The organism is Streptomyces sp. NPDC042201 (assembly GCF_055582185.1).
Map to the genome: position 1 here is coordinate 89,268 of NZ_JBVJDS010000007.1, position 18,633 is coordinate 107,900.

The following is an 18,633-nucleotide window of genomic DNA, read 5'->3' on the forward strand; positions in this document are numbered from 1 at the left end:
GGCCGTGCGCTGACCTGCTTCGAGGTCCTGCGACATCCCCCGCTGACCTGCCGCGACACCCCGCGCCCGGCATACGGCGCGGGACCGTTCCCGGCGTGCGGGGGCGCTCCGGACGGAGCCCGGGACCGGCGGTCCCGGGCGGCCGCTACATTGACACCGTGTTCTCTCGTCTCTCGCGCCCCAGCGCCCTCGTCCTCTGCGCGCTTCCGATCGTCGTGCTGTTCGTCATCGTCGGCGTCGCCCCGCTGCCGTACGCCCTGGCGCAGCCCGGTCTGACCGCGGATGTCCTCGGGGCCAACCAGGGCCGGGAGGTCATCACGATCAGCGGGGTGCCCGCCCGGGAGACCAGGGGCGAGCTGCGGATGACGACGATCGTGGCGACCGGTCCTTCCGCCGATGTCGACTTCGGCGATGTGATCGACGGCTGGTTCCGCACGGACCGTGCCGTGCTGCCGCGCGAGGCGGTCTATCCGTCGGGACAGTCCGACCAGCAGATCGAGAAGCACAACGTCCGCGACATGGTGCGGTCACAGGACACCGCGACCCAGGCGGCCCTCGGCTATCTGCACAAGGACCCGAAGACGGTCCGCGTCAGTCTGCATCTCGCCGATGTCGGCGGCCCCAGCGCCGGGCTGCTCTTCGCCCTCGGCATCATCGACAAGCTCGACGGTGACGGCTCGGGCGGCGATCTGACCGGCGGCCGCACGATCGCAGGTACGGGCACGATCACCGGCAGCGGCAGGGTCGGCGCGGTCGGCGGGGTGTCCCTCAAGACACAGGCGGCGGGCCGCGACGGCGCGACCGTCTTCCTCGTCCCGGAGGCGGAGTGCGCGGACGCCAAGTCCGAGCTTCCCAAGGGGATGCGGCTGGTGCCCGTTACGACGCTGAAGGGCGCGGTGTCCGCGCTCCGGGCGCTGGAGAAGGGCAGCCGGGTTCCGAGCTGCTGATGTCGTCGGCCACCTCGCCGCCCGCCCCAACGCCCGCCTTACCACCGACATAGCCGCCGGTCTCTCCGCCGGCCTCGCCGTTCAGGCCGCGCCAGGCCGGGAACACCAGCGGGCTCAGCGTCGCCAGCAGATAGGCCCCACCCATCAGCAGCAGCGCCGGACCCACTCCCGAGCCCTCGACCAGCAGGCCCGCCGTCAGCCCGCCCAGCGGCATGGTCAGCTCGCAGCCGGCGGTCATCGCGCCCGACACCCGGCTGCGCAGTTCCAGCGGTACGCGCTCGTAGATCACCGTCGTGAGGATCGGGTTGAGCGTCCCGCCCGCGAGTCCGGCCGCGCCCATCGTCACCCCGAGCGCCCACGTGGAGTCCGTGAGCCCCGCCACCGCGAAGCGCGGCGCACCGCAGACCAGCGCGCACACGGCGAAGACGGCATGGCGTGAGAAGCGGTGCCCGACAGCGCCGTACAGCAGCGCGCCCAGCAGTCCTCCGGCGCCGAACGTGGCGGTGAGCAGGCCCAGTTCCGTCGCTCCGCCGAGATTCCGCTCGGCGTGCACCGGCAGCAGGACCGCGTTCCAGCCCTGGTCGAGGCCGTTGATGGCCATCACCATCAGGACGACGGCCAGCAGGAGCGGGGTGCGCAGCAGGAAGGCGTATCCCTCGCGCAGTTCGGTCCTGTACGTGCGGAAGGAGACGGGCGCCGCACCCTTCACCGGCTCCGCGGCGCGTATGCCGTGCAGTCCCGCCGTGACCAGCAGGGCGGATGCCGCGAAGGTCGCCGCGTCCATCAGCAGCGCGGACTCCGCGCCGATCAGTGCGATCAGCAGACCGGCGAGCGCGGCCCCGACCATCCTGGCCCCGCGCTCGACGGCGTCGAAGAGGCTCGCGGCGCGCGGGAGGGTCATGCCCGCGTGTGTGGCGAGATCCGGCAGGAGGACATAGCGCGCGGTCCTGCCCGGCGTATGGGCGAGACCGTTGACGGCGACGAGCGCGCAGAGCATCCAGAATTCCAGTACGCCCGCGTAGTGCAGCAGCGGAACCGCGCCGACGGCGGTGGCGCACAGCAGGTCGGAGGCGATGGAGATCCGCCGCCGCCCGATCCGGTCGATGACCGGGCCGCCGATGACGGCGGCGATGATGATCGGCAGTGTGGCGCAGAAGGCGACGACGCCCGCGCGGCCCGCGCTGCCGGTGGTCTGCAGGACGAACCAGGGGATGCCGATCAGGCTCAGGGCCGTCCCCGCGGCCGAGACGGCGTTGGCGGCCAGGACGGCCGCGAGCGGTTTTCGCTGTCCCCCCGTGCCGGTCACGCGAGCCGGGCCTTGGACAGCGCCGGTCGGTTGACGAGACGCAGCCCCAGCTCGACCAGGGTCCAGCCCAGTCGGGTACGGAGGGCGGCGCGGAAGTCGGTACGGAGCCCGGCACGGGGAGCGGGGCGGACGGCAGGGTGGAGGTCGGGGCGGCAGGCGGCCTCCCGGCGGAGCTCGTCGGCGCGTAGGGAGTGCAGCTGGAGATGGACGTCGGGATGCATGACAGGTGGGCCCTTTCAGTCGGTCGCGCGCGGGAACAGGTGCAGATGGACGCGGACCTGGGCGGCGTCCTCCGCCCCCTCCGTGCCGTCCGCCGGAGCGAGGTCGCGGTAGCTGTTGACGAGCTCGTGCATCTTCCGGTCCAGCTCTTCCGCGAGCCCCGGCGTCAGCCGCAGCGTGAAATTGCTCAGGTCCGAATTCCTGGCCCAGCTGTCGGGCCACTCACGCCTGGTGCCGAGCCAGGTGGTCAGTTCCTGGGTGTGCAGATTCGCCACTTCATGCATATAGAAGTCCACGGCGCCGCGGACCTCGGGGTCCTGGTCGAAGTAGAGGGAGTCGCCGAACGTCATGCCTTGATGGACGGACTTCCACCAGCGCTCCCGCCCCTTGCCGCGCTCCGGGTCGTCCTCGATGAAGCCGTACGCGGCGAGCTGGCGCAGGTGATAGCTGGTGGCACCGCTGGACTCGTCCAGGCGGTCGGCCAGTTGGGAGGCGGTGGCGGGGCCCTGGTGCCGCAGGGAGTTGAGCAGCCGCATCCGCAGGGGATGGGCCAGCCCGCGCAGGGAGTGCGGGTCGAGCGTGAACAGCGAGGGCTCGGGGGAGCCGGGGGACGCGGGCGCGTCGGGGGTGTCGGGCATGACACCACCGTAAAGTTGCAAAGGATTCGTTGCAACCCTTTATTTGCAACGGACCCTTTGCAACCTCTCGGGCAGCGAGGACCAGGGCGGACCGGGCCGGACCTAGCCCCGGTCGGAGTCCTCCGCCGCCTGCTCCACCAGCGGGATGATCCGCAGCGGTACGGGGTTCTCCATGACGATCGCGGTGGAGGCCCGCACAATGCCCTCGAAGCCGAGGACCCGGTCGATCACCCGCTGAAGATCGGCGTTGGAGCGGGCGACCAGCCGGCAGAGCATGTCCCCCTGTCCGGTGGTGGTGTGCAGTTCCAGCACCTCGGGGACGGTCGCCAAGTGCGCCCGTACGTCCGTGCCCTGCCCCTGTTTGATCTCCAGCGTGGCGAAGGCCGTGACCGGATAGCCGAGGGCGGCGGGGTCGACGGTCGGCCCGAACCCCCGGATGACTCCGTTCGACTGAAGCCGGTCGAGCCGCGCCTGTACGGTCCCGCGCGCCACCCCGAGCCGGCGCGAGGCCTCCAGCACCCCGATCCGGGGTTCCTGTGCCAGCAGCACGATGAGCCTGCCGTCGAGTCCGTCGATGCTCATGACCGTCCCCCTGAGATCGTGGGCCGTGTGATCGTGGCCCGTCACGCTGTAGTCATCCTGTGCAGATAGCCCCGCCATTCTCCCGATCCACTGTGCACAGTGCTCAGCGAATGCGCGAACTGTTGCGCACCTTGTGGAACGGCGGGAGCCTGAGGCCATGGCTGACACCTCGATGAACCTCGACACCGCCCCCGACACCGCGCGCGAAGCCGATCCCTTCCCGGTCAAGGGCATGGACGCGGTCGTCTTCGCCGTCGGCAATGCCAAGCAGGCCGCGCACTACTACTCCACGGCTTTCGGCATGAAGCTCGTCGCCTACTCCGGACCGGAGAACGGCAGCCGCGAGACCGCGAGTTACGTCCTCACCAACGGCGCGGCCCGCTTCGTGTTCACCTCCGTCATCAGGCCGTCCACCGAGCGGGGCCGCTTCCTCGCCGAGCATGTCGCGGAGCACGGCGACGGCGTCGTCGACCTGGCCATCGAGGTGCCGGACGCGCGGGCCGCGTACGCGTACGCCACCGAGCACGGCGCCCGTGGCGTCCAGGAGCCGTACGAGGTCAAGGACGAGCACGGCACCGTCGTCCTCGCCGCCATCGCCACCTACGGCCAGACCCGCCACACCCTGGTCGAGCGCTCCGGCTACGACGGTCCGTACCTCCCGGGCTTCGGCGCCGCCGCCCCGATCGTCGAGCCCGCCGCGAAGCGCACCTTCCAGGCCATCGACCACTGCGTGGGCAATGTCGAGCTCGGCAGGATGAACGAGTGGGTCGGCTTCTACAACAAGGTCATGGGCTTCACCAACATGAAGGAGTTCGTGGGCGACGACATCGCCACCGAGTACTCCGCGCTCATGTCGAAGGTCGTCGCGGACGGCACCCTCAAGGTGAAGTTCCCGATCAACGAGCCCGCCATCGCGAAGAAGAAGTCGCAGATCGACGAGTATCTGGAGTTCTACGGCGGGGCCGGCGTCCAGCACATCGCGCTCGCCACGAACGACATCGTCGCCTCCGTCACGGCGATGCGGGCCGCGGGCGTCCAGTTCCTCGACACCCCCGACTCGTACTACGACACCCTCGGCGAGTGGGCCGGCGAGACCCGGGTGCCCGTCGAGACCCTGCGCGAGCTGAAGATCCTGGTCGACCGTGACGAGGACGGCTATCTGCTGCAGATCTTCACCAAGCCCGTTCAGGACCGGCCGACCGTCTTCTTCGAAATGATCGAGCGGCACGGCTCCATGGGCTTCGGCAAGGGCAACTTCAAGGCGCTCTTCGAGGCGATCGAGCGCGAGCAGGAGAAGCGCGGCAACCTCTGACGCGCGGCGCCCGAGCGCGACCCGGCTGTGCAGCGGCCCCACGGAAACTCACCCGTGGGGCCGCTCCACGTCCGCGCCGAATGCCGGGCGGTGCTCGCGGACAGCCCTTAGGGTGCGGTCATGGCGAGGATGAATGACGTGGGCGGCATGCAGGGCTTCGGGCCGATCGACACCACCGACGACACCGAGCCCTTCCACGCGGACTGGGAGGCACGGGTGTTCGCCCTCAACCGCGCTCTCATCGCCGGGAAGGTCTTCAACCTCGACGAGTTCCGCGACGCCGTCGAGTCCATGCCGCCCGGCGAGTATCTGGCCGCCTCGTACTACGAGCGGTGGTTCCACGCGATCCGTACGCTGCTGGAGCGCAAGGGCGTCATCGAGGCGGGCGAGCTCGATGAATGAGCGGGTGGCCGGTGAGCGCGCGGCCGGTGAGCGGGCGGTGCGAGCGGCGGGTGGTCCGGTGCGCGACCGCTTCGCGATCGGGGCGTCCGTACGCACTGTGCACCACGACCCGCCCCACCACACCCGGCTGCCGCGCTACGCCCGTGGCAAGCACGGCACGATCGTGGAGCCCGAGGGCCGCGCGCCGCTCGCCGACATCAACGCCCAGGGGCGCGGGGACGCGCCCGTGGAGCAGGTGTACGCGGTCAGCTTCGCCGCCCGCGAGCTGTGGGGCGACGGCGACCACCGGGTCGTACTGGACCTGTTCGAGAGCTATCTGGAGGACGACCCGCAGTGAGCGGTACACACACCGACGCCCGGATCTCCCGGCAGGTACGGCGCCTGGAAACCCTTCTCGAAGAGCGCGGGATCGTGGCCGGCCCCGCGCTCGACGAGGTCATCGACGCGTTCCTCTCCGGTGCCTCGCCGGCCAACGGCGCCCGGGTGGTGGCACGGGCCTGGACCGACCCGGCCTTCCGCGAACGGCTGCTCGCCGACGCGACCACCACGATCACCGAACTCGGCCTGGCCGCCGGGGGAGTGCAGCCGCAGCGGCTGCGGGTCGTCGAGAACACCGCGCACACGCACAATGTCATCGTCTGCACCCTCTGCTCCTGCTATCCGATCCGGCTGCTCGGCCCCTCGCCAAGCTGGTACAAGAGCGAGGCGTACCGGTCCAGGGTCGTCCGCGAACCGCGCGCCGTCCTCGGGGAGTTCGGCCTCACGCTCCCCGAGGACATGGAGATCACCGTGTGGGACTCCACCTCGGAGACCCGCTACATGGTCCTGCCGCGCCGCCCCGAGGGCACGGAAGGCCTGGCCGAAGAGGAGCTGGCCGCGCTGGTCACCCGTAACGCGCTGATCGGCACGGCGGCGGTCTGACAGCGCGCGCCCCAGCGGTCCACGGCGCGCGCCCCAGCGACCGGCCGTGCGCTCAGCCTCGGCCGTACGTCGCGGGCGACGGCTTCGCCGGGGCCATCGTCCCCACCGGAGCGTGCAGGCCCGGTGTGGTCGGGGTCGGGGTCGCGGACTCCGCCTTCCTGGACGGGGCGCCCGAGCGCCCCGGCGCGGGCTTCCGGGCCGGTACGAGCTCGACTTCCTCCTCCTCCCCGTCCCCGTACATGTTCTCCGGCCCGCCCTCCGGCATCTCGCCCAGCTCGTTCAGCGCCTCCCGCGCCCTCGGCGCCAGCAGCGGCGAGAAGGAGGGATTCAGCCGCAGCGCCTCCCCGATGTGGCGGCGGGCGGATCCGTCCATGCCCAGCGACCGCTCGATCTCCCCCCGGTGGTACAGGAACAGCGCGCGCCCCTGCCCCTGCTCCGTCGCCCTCTTCGCGTACTTCAGCGCCTCGTCGTCCTCACCCGCCTCGTACAGCGCCCAGCCCAGCGCGTCCGCGACCTCCATGCTCCGGTGCCGCTGCTCCCACTCCGTCCTCAGCCGCGCGACCGCCGCCTGCGGATCCCCGTGCGCGGTCTCGTACCGGGCGAGCACCAGGTCCTCGTCCACCCCGTCCCCCTGCGCCTCCCTGGCCCGGGTGAGCACCGTCGCGTACTGGCTCTGCGCATCGCCGCTCAGGCCCAATGAGTCGTACAACTCGCCCAGCTCCAGGGCGTATTCGGGCTCCGGCAGCTTCTCAAGCGCGGTCTGGTAGTCGCGGTACGCCTCTTCCGTCCTGCCCAGCGCGGCCAGCGCCCTCGCCCGCCCGGCCCGCGACGCGTAGTGTCCGCTCGCCGCCGCCAGCGCCGCGTCGTAGTGTCCCAGCGCCTCCTGCGGCTCACCCCGGTCCCAGGCCAGCTCACCCAGCATGGACAGCGCTTCCGCCTTCTCCGTCGGCGCCCCGGCGCCCGCGACCGCCTCGGTCGCCTTCGCCATGGCGTCCTCACGCCAGCCGCGGGCGCGGTAGACCTGGGCCGAGCGCTCCAGCACCGGCCCGTCGGTCCGCAGCTCCTTCAGCTTGTCCAGGGCCTTGGCCGCCGCCTTGTAGTCGCCGAGACCGCTGTACGCGTCGATCAGCACCGGATACGCCATCCACTGCGCGGGCTCCTGATTCCGTACCGTCTCGCCCCACTTCTTGGCGGCGGCGAAGTCGTTCCTGGCGTTGGCGAGCGAGCCGAGACCCACCAGCGCCATGAGATTCCCGCGCTCGGCCGGCCGGACCGCGAGCGAGCGCTGGAGCGCCTGGTCGGCCTTCGGGTACGACGCCGAATCCGCCCCGCTCATCCCGCGCTCCACATAGGCCGCGCCGAGCACGGACCACGACTGATCGTCCTCGGGATGGGTGCGCAGCCAGGTCTCCCGGTTGCTGATGAGCGCGGTCAGGTCCGGGACCGCGGCCGGCGCCCCCGCGCCCACCGCGATCATCGCCCGTGCCTCGGGGCTCGGCGGGGGCACGGGGCCCTGGTCGGGGACGAACAGCAGGACGCCCCCGACCAGCGCCGCACCCACCCCGACCGCCAGGGCCGCCTTTCTGACTTGCCTGACCTGCTCCGTCTTCATGGCGTTCATGCTGATTACTGTGCGTCAATATGAAGAACACACCCGGTCTTGCGGTGTGGATCGCAGACGGGTTCACACCGATGGCCCCGGGTGCGACGCTGGGATCATGGACGACCTTCTCGCACAGCTACGGGCCGGGCTCCCCGCCGAAGCCCTGATCACCGATCCGGACGTCACCGCCTCCTACGCCAATGACATGGCGAGCTTCTGCGAGGCGGGCACGCCCGCGGTGGTCGTCCTGCCACGCTCGGTCGAACAGGTCCAGCACGTCATGCGCACCGCGACCGCGCTGCGCGTCCCCGTCGTCCCGCAGGGGGCCCGTACGGGACTGTCGGGCGCCGCGAACGCCTCGGACGGGTGCATCGTCCTCTCCCTGACGAAGATGGACCGGATCCTGGAGATCAATCCGGTCGACCGGATCGCCGTCGTCGAACCGGGCGTCATCAACGCGACCCTCTCCCGCGCCGTCGGTGAGCGGGGTCTCTACTACCCGCCGGACCCGTCCAGCTGGGAGATGTGCACCATCGGCGGGAACATCGGGACCGCCTCCGGCGGGCTGTGCTGCGTCAAGTACGGCGTCACCGCGGAGTACGTCCTCGGGCTGGACATCGTCCTTGCCGACGGCCGTCTCCTCACCACGGGCCGCCGTACCGCCAAGGGTGTCGCCGGCTATGACCTGACGCGGCTCTTCGTGGGCTCCGAGGGGAGCCTCGGCATCGTCGTCAAGGCCGTCCTGGCACTCAAGCCCCAGCCGCCCCAGCAGCTCGTCCTGGCCGCCGAGTTCGGCTCAGCGGCCGCCGCCTGTGACGCCGTCTGCCGCATCATGGAGCGCGGGCACACTCCGTCCCTGCTCGAACTCATGGACCGTACGACCGTCCGCGCCGTCAACGCGATGGCGAACATGGGCCTCCCCGACACCACCGAGGCGCTGCTGCTGGCGGCCTTCGACACCCCGGACCCCGCAGCCGATCTGGCGGCGGTCGGCGCGCTGTGCACCGAGGCCGGCGCCACGGAAGTGGTGCCCGCGGAGGACGCGGCCGAGTCGGAACTGCTGCTTCAGGCCCGTCGGCTCTCGCTCACCGCGCTGGAGGCGGTCAAGGGCACCACCATGATCGACGACGTGTGCGTACCGCGCTCGCGCCTCGGCGACATGCTCGAGGGCGTGGAGCGCATCGGCGAGAAGTACGGGCTGACGATCGGTGTCTGCGCCCATGCGGGCGACGGCAACACGCACCCGACCGTCTGCTTCGACGCGGCGGACCCGGACGAGTCCAGGCGGGCGCGTGAGTCCTTCGACGAGATCATGGCACTCGGGCTGGAGCTGGGCGGCACGATCACCGGAGAGCATGGCGTCGGTGTGCTGAAGAAGGAGTGGCTGTCGCGCGAACTGGGTCCGGTGGGGCTGGAGTTGCAGCGAGGTATCAAGCAGACGTTCGACCCGCTGGGGCTGCTGAACCCCGGGAAGCTGTTCTGAGCTGCCGGAGCTGTGTCTCAGCTGCCGGAGCTGCCGGAGCTGTCTCAGCTGCCGGAGCCGGCTGAGCGGTCCGAGCTGTCCGAGCTGTCCGAGCCGGCGGCCGGTGCGGCGATCTCTGGGGTACGCCCTACGCCTCACCGTCCGCGGACTCGTCCGAGGGCCAGGGATCCCGCAGCCACAGATCGTCGGCCGGGGTCCGCGCCAGCAGCTCGGCCAGCGCGTCGTCGATGCCGAGCCGCTCGGTCTCCGTACCCGCGGGCACGACCCGCAGCGTCCGCTCCACCCACGAGAACACCGTCGCTGAGGGCGCCTCCAGCAGGGCGTCGCCGTCGGGCGAGGAGAGCGCGATACAGAGGACTTTGCGCCCGCCGACCTGCGTCGGCCAGATGCGGACATCCCCCTGCCCACACGGTCTGAACGCCCCCTCCACCAGCAGCTCGCGGGCGAAGGTCCATTTCACGGGGGTCTCGGAGCGGATATGGAAGGTGATCTGCACGGCGAACGGTTCGTCCGTGCGATAGGTCAGCCGAGCCGGAACGGGGATGCCGCGCTCGGGCGACAGCACCAGATTCAGCTCCAGCTCGCGTTCCACAACGGTATGCATGAGCAGCACTTCCTCTCCTGGCAAGGGGCCCTGCGGTGGGGCCGTACCAGATGAGAGGCTCTACCCCTCCGTTCATGACGCGACTTTCGGTAAGGACTTTCTGTGTCCATTCCGTGACAGGAAAGTGCCCGAGCCGCAGGGCGGCGCGGGGGCCGGCTCCCGGGGGCCGGTAAGGCTGCCACAGCCGCCTCTTGGGCACTCGTGTCCTATTTTTCGTACGTCCGAGCGGGTGGATCCTGCTTCCGGAGCCCCGCGCTGCGCCGTGACGTCTTCAGTAAGCCGCACGAACGCGGGCATTCTGTTCGTCTCCTTCTTACGGGCCCCCCGTTCTTCGTTAATGTCTTCCTTGGACAAGCGGAGGTACGCGCCCGGTCGCCGCTGCGGCATGTGCCACGCGAATCCCGTGGCCCGGACAGGTCAAACGTGTGGTGAGTGAACGGAGTTGGGGTCAGTGGCTACTCCTCCTGGTGATGGTGGGAACGCACCCCGGGAAGGGTTCTATCCAGATCCGTCCATCCCTGGATACGTCCGGTACTGGAACGGCGCCGCCTGGGTGCCCGGTACGAGCCGGCCCGCGCCCGAGGGCAGCGAGGTGCCGCCGGCCGGCGAGGGGATGCCGGGTGGCCCGATGGCCGCCCCCACGTCGCCCGTCGTCGACGAGACCGGGCCGATGTTCCTCGACGAGGAGCCGCCCGAGGAGCACCGGCAGGAACCGGCGTCCGTGTGGCAGGCCGACGCCTCGCGTCAGACCGGCTTCGGCGGCGAGCGCGACAACCGCGTCTCCTGGGGAGCGGCGGCCGGCCAGGACCCCCGTGTGCCCGACCCGGCGCCCGCGCCCACCGCGACGCCCCATGACGTACCGCCGCCCACGCCCGGAGATCCGACCGGCGGCGCCCTGCCCGGCGTACGCGCCCTGGGGCCCGGCCCGGACGACGGCCGGCCGCCCACCGACGGAACGATCGCGATCCGCGCCATGCGACGCGGCATCAGACCCGCCTCGGGAGCGGGCACGGGGACAGGCACCGGTCAGGGATCCGGCGGCGCGGGATCCGGAGCCGGTACGGACCGGCCGGACGCCGGCCAGGACGCCGCCGGTACGCGCCGGCCGCATACGCCCCGTGAGACCAGCCAGCCGCCCGTCGACAGCACCGTCGCCATCCGCGCCCTGCGCGCCGCCCGCCGGGCGAAGGACGAGGACGCCGCGGCCGGCCGTACGGGACAGCCCGAGGGCACCATGGCGATCCGCGCGCTGAACCCGGGCGCCTCCGGCAGGGGCGCGGCGCCCGCGCAGCCGCAGCCTCAGCCGCAGCTCCCCGCGCAGTCGCAGCCGCAGTCGCAGCCCGTCAGCCCCGGTGCCGGCGGCGGCGCCGCGTCCTGGGCCCAGCAGGTGCACCAGCTCGCGCAGCCCGATCAGCCCGTCGTGCCGTGGAAGCCCCCGGTCAACGACCCGTTCCTGCAGGCCGCGCAGGCCCAGGCGGCGGCCAGGCCCGCGGGTCTCGGCAAGCGGTTCGTGGCCCGCCTCATCGACACCGTCGTACTGGGAGCGATCGTCGGCGCCGTCGCCGTCCCGCTCGTCTCCAAGGCCCGTACCCATATCGACGGGAAGATCGAGGCGGCGAAGCAGACCGGTGAGACGGTCACCGTCTGGCTGCTCGACGGGACGACGGCCGGCTACCTCGGCGGCGTACTCGCCGCACTGCTGGTCATCGGGGTGCTCTACGAGGCGCTGCCGACCGCCAAGTGGGGGCGCACGCTGGGCAAGAAGCTCTGCGGTCTCGAGGTACGGGACATCGAGTCGCACGAGGCCCCGGCCTTCGGCGCCGCGCTGCGCCGCTGGCTGGTCTACGGCGTGCTGGGGGTGCTCGTCGTGGGCGTCGTCAATGTGCTGTGGTGTCTGATCGACCGGCCGTGGCGCCAGTGCTGGCACGACAAGGCGGCCCGTACCTTCGTGGCGGGCTGAGGGGCGGGCTGAAGGACGGGCTGAGGGACAGGCTGAAGGGCGGTCCGAACCCGTCGGCGGGACGCGTTCCCCCGAACGGACGGTGAGCCGTTGCGGCCCCCTGTCCGGCGCGGTGCACTGCCCCCATGAGTAACGACCCGCCGCCGCCCGGCCAGCCCCCCGAGGACGATCCGTTCCTCAAGAAGCCGCAGGAGCCTCCGCCGTCGGAGGGCTCGCCGCACGGCTCGGCGCAGGAGCCCCCGCCGGAGCCTCCGCAGGGTCCTCCGTCTGGCTCCCCCTACGGCGATCCTTATGGCTCGCCTCATGGCTCTCCGTACGGCTCTCAGCCCGGCGGCGGCCAGCCCCCGCCCTACGACCCGAACGCCTTCGGCGGAGGCCCGTACGGCGGCACGGACCCCCTCGCCGGGATGCCCCCGCTCGCGCCGTTCGGCAAGCGGTTCGTGGCCCGGGTCGTCGACGCCCTCATCGTCTTCATCCCGCTGGCGATCTTGTCGGTGTTCGTCGGCGGCTGGAGCACATCGTCGGCGAGCACCGGCGGCTGGAACGATTTCACCAATCAGGTGAATACGGGCAGGCAGTGGCTCTGGTCGGTCATCTCGATCATCGCGTACGTCGGCTACGACACCCTGATGATGCGAAAGACCGGGCAGACCCTCGGCAAGCGCTGGATGAAGCTGCGGGTCGCGATGCTGAACAACGGCACGGTCCCGGACACCGGCGCCTCGGTGCTGCGCGCGGCCGTGCTCTGGCTGCCGGCGCTGATCTGCTGCCTCGTTCTCTGGTGGGTCATCATCATCGTGACGATCCTGGCCAGCAGGCCCTACCGGCAGGGCCTGCACGACAAGGCCGCCAGGACGGTCGTGGTGTCAGCGGCGCAGTGAGTGCTGTCCGACCCTGGCCTCCGCACCCGCGTGCGAGCGCGCGGCGGACATCGGGGATCCCGCGGACCGGGCATCCGTGGGCGCCGCCGTCCGATGGGCGCGGGCGGTACGCGCCGCCCTGGACCTGCGCGGCAAGGGCACGGTCAGGGCGACCAGAAGGCCCAGGCCGAGCGCGGCGATTCCGATCACCGCGACACCGATACCGGTGGTGGTACGGGAGAGCAGCAGCATGGCGAGCGTGGAACAGACGACGGTGGCGGAACCGTAAGCGAGCTGTGCGGCAGTCGGACGCGGCATGGCGGTATCCGTCCCTCGGAGCATGGGTGTTGGGGGGTGTCTCGCGTGTCTCGCACATAGGTCGCACTCTCCAGCGACTCTACGACGGTGGATGCCCGGGAGGAACAGGTAGTAAGCGTGACCTAACCCACGGTGCCGGTGCACGGGGGGCGCATCGAGTCACTCCCCCTGTTAACGGGCTGAAAATGTGCGCCTGTTGTCCGAATTTCACCCCGTCCGGATACCGGGGCCGGGCTCTCGCATAGTGCACTTGACCAGTTCAAGTCAAGGTCTGTCTTTTCTCCTTCAACTCCGGTCCAATGTCGTCACTTATGACGCGCATACGCGCGCGGATCCCTCACTCCCGGTCCGCGGATCGCGTGCGCCAGGGAGGACAAGCATCAAGTGAGCAGCATTTCACGGGCGAGAAGAGTGTCCGCGGTGATCGTGGCTCTGGCCGCGACCGCCGCGACGGCCTCAGCCTTCACCACCGCACAGGCCGAGGACAACCCCGCATCCGGTCCCTCGGGGATTGAGCGCCGTGACCCGGCGCCGCAGAAGGGCCAGGTCGAACACGACCTTGAAGGCCCGTTCAGCAAGCAGCAGTCGGAGCAGCGCGACGCGGCGCTCCAGCAGGTCATCTCCGGTGACGCCAAGCTGGAGAAGCGCGGCGCCTCCAAGGTCGTGAAGCTCAGCGACAAGAAGTACGTCGAGCTCGGCCGGGAGAAGACCGACAAGATCTTCACCATCCTCGTGGAGTTCGGCGACGACGTCGACAACACCACGATGTACGACCCGGACGGCGCCGACGGCCCCAAGCCGCCCGTCGCCAAGTTCGGCGGCGAGCCCGGCCCGCAGCACAACGAGATAGCCGAGCCCGACCGGAAGGTGGACAACTCCACCGCCTGGCAGGCCGACTACAACCAGCAGCACTTCCAGGACCTCTACTTCGGTGAGGGCAAGGACAAGAAGGGCCAGCAGAAGGAGTCGCTGAAGACCTACTACGAGAAGACGTCCTCCGGGCGCTACTCGGTCGACGGCGAGGTCTCCGACTGGGTCAAGGTCAAGTACAACGAGGCCCGTTACGGCTCGAACTACTGTGGCAGCTCCAACTGCGCCAACGTCTGGGACGCGGTGCGTGACGGTGTCACCGCCTGGACCGCCGACCAGAAGGCCCAGGGCAAGACGGACGCCGAGATCAAGGCGGACCTCACTCAGTACGACCAGTGGGACCGCTACGACTTCGACGCCGACGGCAACTTCAACGAGGCCGACGGCTACATCGACCACTTCCAGATCGTCCACGCGGGCGAGGACGAGTCGGCCGGCGGCGGCGCCGAGGGCACGAACGCGCTGTGGGCGCACCGCTGGTACGCCTACGGCACCCAGGCGGGCAGCACCGGCCCGTCGAACAACAAGGCCGGTGGCACCCAGATCGGCGACAGCGGCATCTGGGTCGGTGACTACACCATGCAGCCCGAGAACGGCGGCCTCGGTGTCTTCGCGCACGAGTACGGCCACGACCTCGGTCTGCCGGACCTGTACGACACCGCGGGCGGTGACAACTCCACCGCCTTCTGGACCCTGATGTCGTCGGGTTCCTGGCTCGGCACCGGCAAGAACGCGATCGGCGATCTGCCGGGCGACATGACCGCCTGGGACAAGCTGCAGCTCGGCTGGCTGGACTACGCCGAGGCCAAGGCCGCGACGAGCTCCACCACCAAGCTGGGTGTCTCGGAGTACAACACCAAGAACCCGCAGGCGCTGATCGTCGAGCTGCCGAAGAAGAGTGAGACCACCTCTGTGGTGAAGCCCGCCGAGGGCTCCAAGCAGTGGTGGAGCGACATGGGTGACGACCTCAAGAACACCCTCACCCGTTCGGTCGACCTGACCGGCAAGTCCACGGCGGCGCTGGAGCTCCAGGGCTGGTGGGACATCGAGGCCGACTACGACTACCTGTACACCGAGGTGTCGACGGACGGTTCCAACTGGACGCCTCTCGAGGGCACTGCCGACGGCAAGGCCATCACCCGTGACTCGGCCGACAAGCCGGCGCTCACGGATGTCTCGGGCGGCTACAAGAAGCTCGTCTTCCCGCTGGACGCCTACGCGGGCCAGAAGTTCGACCTCCGCTTCCGCTACCAGACGGACGGCGGCGTGGCCGGCAAGGGCTTCACCGCGGACGCGATCAGCGTGACCGCCGACGGTTCGGCGCTGTTCACGGACAACGCCGAGGGTGACGACGCGGGCTGGACCTCGAAGGGCTTCTCGCGCATCGGCGAGTCCTTCACCCTGGACTACCCGCAGTACTACATCGCCGAGAACCGCCAGTACGTCTCGTACGACAAGACCCTCAAGGTCGGCCCGTACAACTTCGGCTTCGCGGCGCCGAACGACAGCAAGGTGGAGCACTTCCCCTACCAGACCGGTCTGCTGATCTGGCTGTGGGACACCTCGCAGAAGGACAACAACACCAGCCAGCACCCGGGTAAGGGTCTGGTCCTGCCGATCGACGCTCACGCCAAGGCGCTGAAGTGGTCGGACGGCACGCTGATGCGTAACCGGATCCAGGCGTACGACTCGACGTTCAGCTGGTGGCCGACTTCCGGTCTGACGCTGCACAAGGCGGACAAGGCCACGCGGATCTCTCCCCAGCTGGGTGCGCCGGTCTTCGACGACCGCAAGGGCACGTACTGGAGTGCGGACAACCCGCTCGGAAGTGTCCAGGTAGCTGACACCAACACCCGGATCAGCATCCTCAGCCAGCCTCTGGATGGCCAGACGATGACGGTCCACGTGGGGCCCTCCAGTAGGTAACCACGAGTAATCGCAGGTCAAAGCATGATCGGCCGTCGCCCTCTAGCGGGCGGCGGCCGATCGTGTTTAGGTGCGTCCTACGGATCTCTTATTGACACGACGTCTCACGGGGGAGATGAAGGACATGGCAGGCGGCGGCTTCAGCAAGCTCCCGAACGGCAGGGTGGTGGTGGCGCTGACGCTGCCGAGCCCGGCCGCCGAGGGCGATACGGTGCGCGTTCTCGTGCACGCGGCGAACCGTGCCCGCGCCCTGACCAGGCTGCGGAATCTGGGCCTGCGGGCGGTCTACCTCCGTGGCAACGCGGAGCCCCCGACGCCGGACGAGATCACCGCGGTGCTCCACCACCCGGACGGTCTGCTGTGGCGGACCACGCCGGAGTGCCTGGAGCAGCTCTGGCAGCCGATACGGGCGCTGCTGAGGCCGCGGGCGACGGTGCCCCTGCCGGAGCAGCGCCGCCCCCCGCAGGACGTCCTGCGGGCCTGAGGGTCCTGGGGGCCTAGACCGTGTCCAAGGGCGTGTTCCGGAGGACCGGCTTGCCGGTCAGTGCCACGCCCGCCGTGCGCAGCTCCGCCAGGGCGCGGCCGGTGGTCTCCTGCGACACCCCCGCCGTCAGGCCGAGCAGCACATGCGTGGTGAAGCCCTCACGGACCGCGTCCAGCGCCGTCGCGCGGACGCAGTGGTCCGTCGCGATGCCCACCACATCGACCTCGGCGACCTCGCGCGCCCGCAGCCAGTCGACCAGCGTGACGCCGTTCTCGTCGGTGCCCTCGAAGCCGCTGTACGCCGCCGCGTACGCGCCCTTGTCGAAGACCGCGTCGATCGCGCCCGAGGCGACGGCCGGGGCGAAATTGGGGTGGAAGCCCACGCCCTCCGTACCGGCGACGCAGTGCACCGGCCAGGTGTGGACATAGTCCGGGACGGCGGGGGCCGTGACGAAGTGATCGCCCGGATCGATGTGGTGGTCACGGGTGGCGACCACATGCCGGTAGCCGGCCGGCGCCTGGCCGATCAGATCGGTGATGGCGGCGGCGACATCGGCGCCCCCCGCCACCGCGAGGCTGCCGCCTTCACAGAAGTCGTTCTGCACGTCGACGACGATCAATGCGCGGTGCATGGCGGGTGTCCTTCAGTGGGGAGCGGGGGAGCGGGTGTCGTTCCGGGGCGGTTCGAGCGTAGAGACTCGGGCCGCGAGGCGGGAGGGGGTACGGGACCGCCCGTACCCCTGTCCGGCACGGACCGCCCTCGCTCCACGCCTGCCCGCCCCAGCCATGGCACACGCCTCACAGGTACTCGGTCGGGATCACCGGTTCGCCCCTCGAGAGCTGTATCGCCGACATCGGCAGCCCGGCACGCGCGGCGATGTGCCGCTCGCGCACGGCGTCCAGCGGCTCGCGCGCCACGATCTCGCCGCCCTTGACCAGCTGCACCAGCAGCTGCCGGTCCAGCAGCTCCGGCGGTACCGGTCCGGTGCCGATCACCTCGGCCTCTGCGTACCCTTCCGCGTCCAGGCGCCGCGCCGCCCACTTGCGGCCGCCGATCGAGGTCTTGCCGCCCAGCGACTTCTTGGCCACCGGCTGCAGCGGGGCCTTCGGGTCCGCGGACCGCGCGCGGGCGACGATCTTGTAGACCATGGAGCAGGTCGGCTGCCCGCTGCCGGTGACCAGCTGCGTGCCCACGCCGTACGCGTCCACCGGCGCCGCCGCCAGCGAGGCGATGGCGTACTCGTCCAGGTCCGAGGTCACCACGATCCGGGTGTTCACCGCGCCCAGCTCGTCGAGCTGCTGCCGTACCCGGTGGGCGACCAGCAGCAGATCGCCGGAGTCGATACGGACCGCGCCCAGCTCCGGCCCCGCGATGTCCACGGCGGTCCGCACGGCCTCGGCCACGTCGTACGTGTCGATCAGCAGCGTCGTCCCCCGGCCGAGCGCGTCGACCTGCGCCTGGAAGGCGTCGCGTTCGTTGTCGTGCAGCAGGGTGAAGGCGTGCGCGCTCGTCCCCACCGTCGGAATGCCGTAGCGGAACCCGGCCGCCAGGTCCGAGGTGGTGTCGAAGCCGCCGACGTACGCGGCGCGCGAGGCGGCGACCGCGGACAGCTCGTGCGTACGGCGCGCGCCCATCTCGATCAGCCCGCGCCCGTTCGCGGCCGCCGCCATCCGGGAGGCCGCCGCGGCGATGGCCGAGTCGTGGTTGAGGATCGAGAGGATCACCGTCTCCAGCAGCACGCACTCCGCGAAGGAGCCCTCGACCCGCAGGATCGGCGAGCCGGGGAAGTACACCTCGCCCTCCGGGTAGCCCCAGATGTCCCCGCTGAAGCGGTACGAGGCGAGCCACGCGAGCGTCGTCTCGTCGACGATCCCGTGCTCCCGCAGAAAGCCCAGTACGTCCGCGTCGAAGCGGAAGTTCTCGACGGCGTCCAGCACCCGGCCGGTGCCCGCCACCACCCCGTAACGGCGCCCCTCGGGCAGCCGCCGGGTGAAGACCTCGAAGACGGAGCGACGGTCGGCCGTGCCTGCCTGAAGTGCCGCCCTGAGCATGGTCAGCTCGTACTGGTCGGTGAAGAGCGCGGTCGACGGCACGTCCACCGGCAGCCCAAGGTCCGCAGTGTTCATATGACGGATGCTACCCCCCATACTCGTCACTCTGACGATTTCTAAGAGGCCGTTTGTGCGACAGGCCCTCCT

At 70.4% G+C, this 18,633-nt stretch carries 19 protein-coding genes; 10 read left to right on the top strand and 9 right to left on the bottom strand.

Annotation, left to right across the window (positions count from 1 at the left end; all coding sequences use genetic code 11):
- Nucleotides 1–158: 158 nt before the first annotated feature.
- A complete protein-coding gene (locus tag ACZ6MZ_RS18550) occupies nt 159–947 on the top strand; it encodes a S16 family serine protease (RefSeq protein ID WP_469353021.1) in 789 nt (262 codons plus the stop codon).
- Here the strand turns inward: ACZ6MZ_RS18550 and ACZ6MZ_RS18555 are convergent.
- From ACZ6MZ_RS18555 to ACZ6MZ_RS18570, 4 genes are all read right to left on the bottom strand, one after another.
- The gene (locus tag ACZ6MZ_RS18555; RefSeq protein ID WP_469353022.1) at nt 877–2,253 is read right to left on the bottom strand and encodes an MFS transporter; all 1,377 of its coding nucleotides are present in this window, start codon (nt 2,251–2,253) and stop codon (nt 877–879) included. The genes ACZ6MZ_RS18550 and ACZ6MZ_RS18555 overlap by 71 nt on opposite strands.
- Nucleotides 2,250–2,474 carry a hypothetical protein gene (locus tag ACZ6MZ_RS18560; RefSeq protein ID WP_389783168.1) on the bottom strand — a complete coding sequence of 75 codons (225 nt, stop codon included), beginning with the start codon at nt 2,472–2,474 and terminating at the stop codon, nt 2,250–2,252. Before ACZ6MZ_RS18560 ends, ACZ6MZ_RS18555 begins: the two co-directional genes overlap by 4 nt.
- Before the next feature lie 15 nt (nt 2,475–2,489).
- Nucleotides 2,490–3,110, bottom strand: a complete 621-nt coding sequence (locus ACZ6MZ_RS18565) for an ArsR/SmtB family transcription factor (protein WP_389783169.1) — start codon at nt 3,108–3,110, stop codon at nt 2,490–2,492.
- 102 nt (nt 3,111–3,212) lie between these two features.
- Complete coding sequence (locus tag ACZ6MZ_RS18570) at nt 3,213–3,692, bottom strand: Lrp/AsnC family transcriptional regulator (RefSeq protein WP_384192205.1); 480 nt, start codon at nt 3,690–3,692, stop codon at nt 3,213–3,215.
- Nucleotides 3,693–3,864: 172 nt separating this feature from the next.
- Between ACZ6MZ_RS18570 and hppD the strand changes: the two genes are divergently transcribed.
- The 4 genes from hppD to nthA all read left to right on the top strand — a co-directional run bounded on the left by hppD (nt 3,865) and on the right by nthA (nt 6,327).
- Nucleotides 3,865–5,004, top strand: coding sequence for a 4-hydroxyphenylpyruvate dioxygenase (gene hppD, locus ACZ6MZ_RS18575; RefSeq protein WP_384192214.1), 1,140 nt, complete (start codon nt 3,865–3,867; stop codon nt 5,002–5,004).
- A 120-nt stretch (nt 5,005–5,124) separates the two neighbouring features.
- Nucleotides 5,125–5,406 (top strand): hypothetical protein, encoded by a 282-nt coding sequence (locus ACZ6MZ_RS18580; RefSeq protein WP_384192208.1) that lies wholly within the window; start codon nt 5,125–5,127, stop codon nt 5,404–5,406.
- The gene (locus ACZ6MZ_RS18585) at nt 5,399–5,743 is read left to right on the top strand and encodes an SH3-like domain-containing protein (RefSeq protein WP_469353024.1); all 345 of its coding nucleotides are present in this window, start codon (nt 5,399–5,401) and stop codon (nt 5,741–5,743) included. The genes ACZ6MZ_RS18580 and ACZ6MZ_RS18585 overlap by 8 nt, the downstream gene beginning before the upstream one ends.
- Nucleotides 5,740–6,327, top strand: coding sequence for a nitrile hydratase subunit alpha (nthA, locus tag ACZ6MZ_RS18590; RefSeq protein ID WP_469353026.1), 588 nt, complete (start codon nt 5,740–5,742; stop codon nt 6,325–6,327). Before ACZ6MZ_RS18585 ends, nthA begins: the two co-directional genes overlap by 4 nt.
- Before the next feature lie 52 nt (nt 6,328–6,379).
- Here nthA and ACZ6MZ_RS18595 read toward each other — a convergent pair whose 3' ends face one another.
- Nucleotides 6,380–7,948 carry a tetratricopeptide repeat protein gene (locus ACZ6MZ_RS18595; RefSeq protein WP_469353027.1) on the bottom strand — a complete coding sequence of 523 codons (1,569 nt, stop codon included), beginning with the start codon at nt 7,946–7,948 and terminating at the stop codon, nt 6,380–6,382.
- 97 nt (nt 7,949–8,045) lie between these two features.
- On the opposite strand from ACZ6MZ_RS18595, the gene ACZ6MZ_RS18600 reads away from it, so the two are divergent.
- Nucleotides 8,046–9,413: an FAD-binding oxidoreductase gene (locus ACZ6MZ_RS18600; RefSeq protein WP_469353029.1), complete on the top strand. Its 1,368-nt coding sequence runs from the start codon at nt 8,046–8,048 to the stop codon at nt 9,411–9,413.
- Nucleotides 9,414–9,540: 127 nt separating this feature from the next.
- Here the strand turns inward: ACZ6MZ_RS18600 and ACZ6MZ_RS18605 are convergent, their stop codons facing one another.
- Nucleotides 9,541–10,017 (bottom strand): SsgA family sporulation/cell division regulator, encoded by a 477-nt coding sequence (locus tag ACZ6MZ_RS18605; protein ID WP_384185053.1) that lies wholly within the window; start codon nt 10,015–10,017, stop codon nt 9,541–9,543.
- A 451-nt stretch (nt 10,018–10,468) separates the two neighbouring features.
- Here ACZ6MZ_RS18605 and ACZ6MZ_RS18610 point away from each other — a divergent pair, with 451 nt between their 5' ends.
- On the top strand, nt 10,469–11,977 hold the full coding sequence (locus tag ACZ6MZ_RS18610; RefSeq protein ID WP_469353030.1) for an RDD family protein: 1,509 nt from the start codon (nt 10,469–10,471) through the stop codon (nt 11,975–11,977).
- Nucleotides 11,978–12,102: 125 nt separating this feature from the next.
- Complete coding sequence (locus ACZ6MZ_RS18615) at nt 12,103–12,858, top strand: RDD family protein (protein WP_384185048.1); 756 nt, start codon at nt 12,103–12,105, stop codon at nt 12,856–12,858.
- Here ACZ6MZ_RS18615 and ACZ6MZ_RS18620 read toward each other — a convergent pair.
- Nucleotides 12,844–13,155, bottom strand: a complete 312-nt coding sequence (locus ACZ6MZ_RS18620; protein WP_384332659.1) for a hypothetical protein — start codon at nt 13,153–13,155, stop codon at nt 12,844–12,846. The two genes, ACZ6MZ_RS18615 and ACZ6MZ_RS18620, sit on opposite strands and share 15 nt — an antisense overlap.
- A 384-nt stretch (nt 13,156–13,539) precedes the next feature.
- On the opposite strand from ACZ6MZ_RS18620, the gene ACZ6MZ_RS18625 reads away from it, so the two are divergent.
- Entirely contained in the window at nt 13,540–15,951 is a 2,412-nt protein-coding gene (locus ACZ6MZ_RS18625) for an immune inhibitor A domain-containing protein (protein ID WP_469353033.1), read from the top strand.
- Between the two features lie 124 nt (nt 15,952–16,075).
- Nucleotides 16,076–16,435 (top strand): hypothetical protein, encoded by a 360-nt coding sequence (locus tag ACZ6MZ_RS18630; protein ID WP_384185040.1) that lies wholly within the window; start codon nt 16,076–16,078, stop codon nt 16,433–16,435.
- Nucleotides 16,436–16,448: 13 nt separating this feature from the next.
- On the opposite strand, the gene ACZ6MZ_RS18635 is transcribed toward ACZ6MZ_RS18630, so the two are convergent.
- The gene (locus ACZ6MZ_RS18635) at nt 16,449–17,066 is read right to left on the bottom strand and encodes an isochorismatase family protein (RefSeq protein ID WP_469353034.1); all 618 of its coding nucleotides are present in this window, start codon (nt 17,064–17,066) and stop codon (nt 16,449–16,451) included.
- 166 nt (nt 17,067–17,232) lie between these two features.
- Nucleotides 17,233–18,561: a nicotinate phosphoribosyltransferase gene (locus tag ACZ6MZ_RS18640; protein ID WP_389783187.1), complete on the bottom strand. Its 1,329-nt coding sequence runs from the start codon at nt 18,559–18,561 to the stop codon at nt 17,233–17,235.
- Nucleotides 18,562–18,633: the final 72 nt, after the last annotated feature.

Excerpts from the sequence above, each read along its gene's own strand:
- ACZ6MZ_RS18595 (WP_469353027.1), bottom strand. The coding sequence starts at position 7,948 with ATGAACGCCATGAAGACGGAGCAGGTCAGGCAAGTCAGAAAGGCGGCC.
- ACZ6MZ_RS18600 (WP_469353029.1), top strand. The coding sequence starts at position 8,046 with ATGGACGACCTTCTCGCACAGCTACGGGCCGGGCTCCCCGCCGAAGCC.
- ACZ6MZ_RS18615 (WP_384185048.1), top strand. The coding sequence starts at position 12,103 with ATGAGTAACGACCCGCCGCCGCCCGGCCAGCCCCCCGAGGACGATCCG.
- ACZ6MZ_RS18630 (WP_384185040.1), top strand. The coding sequence starts at position 16,076 with ATGGCAGGCGGCGGCTTCAGCAAGCTCCCGAACGGCAGGGTGGTGGTG.
- ACZ6MZ_RS18605 (WP_384185053.1), bottom strand. The coding sequence starts at position 10,017 with ATGCATACCGTTGTGGAACGCGAGCTGGAGCTGAATCTGGTGCTGTCG.
- ACZ6MZ_RS18635 (WP_469353034.1), bottom strand. The coding sequence starts at position 17,066 with ATGCACCGCGCATTGATCGTCGTCGACGTGCAGAACGACTTCTGTGAA.
- ACZ6MZ_RS18560 (WP_389783168.1), bottom strand. The coding sequence starts at position 2,474 with ATGCATCCCGACGTCCATCTCCAGCTGCACTCCCTACGCGCCGACGAG.
- ACZ6MZ_RS18620 (WP_384332659.1), bottom strand. The coding sequence starts at position 13,155 with ATGCCGCGTCCGACTGCCGCACAGCTCGCTTACGGTTCCGCCACCGTC.
- hppD (WP_384192214.1), top strand. The coding sequence starts at position 3,865 with ATGAACCTCGACACCGCCCCCGACACCGCGCGCGAAGCCGATCCCTTC.
- ACZ6MZ_RS18640 (WP_389783187.1), bottom strand. The coding sequence starts at position 18,561 with ATGAACACTGCGGACCTTGGGCTGCCGGTGGACGTGCCGTCGACCGCG.
- ACZ6MZ_RS18585 (WP_469353024.1), top strand. The coding sequence starts at position 5,399 with ATGAATGAGCGGGTGGCCGGTGAGCGCGCGGCCGGTGAGCGGGCGGTG.
- ACZ6MZ_RS18580 (WP_384192208.1), top strand. The coding sequence starts at position 5,125 with ATGGCGAGGATGAATGACGTGGGCGGCATGCAGGGCTTCGGGCCGATC.
- ACZ6MZ_RS18565 (WP_389783169.1), bottom strand. The coding sequence starts at position 3,110 with ATGCCCGACACCCCCGACGCGCCCGCGTCCCCCGGCTCCCCCGAGCCC.
- ACZ6MZ_RS18570 (WP_384192205.1), bottom strand. The coding sequence starts at position 3,692 with ATGAGCATCGACGGACTCGACGGCAGGCTCATCGTGCTGCTGGCACAG.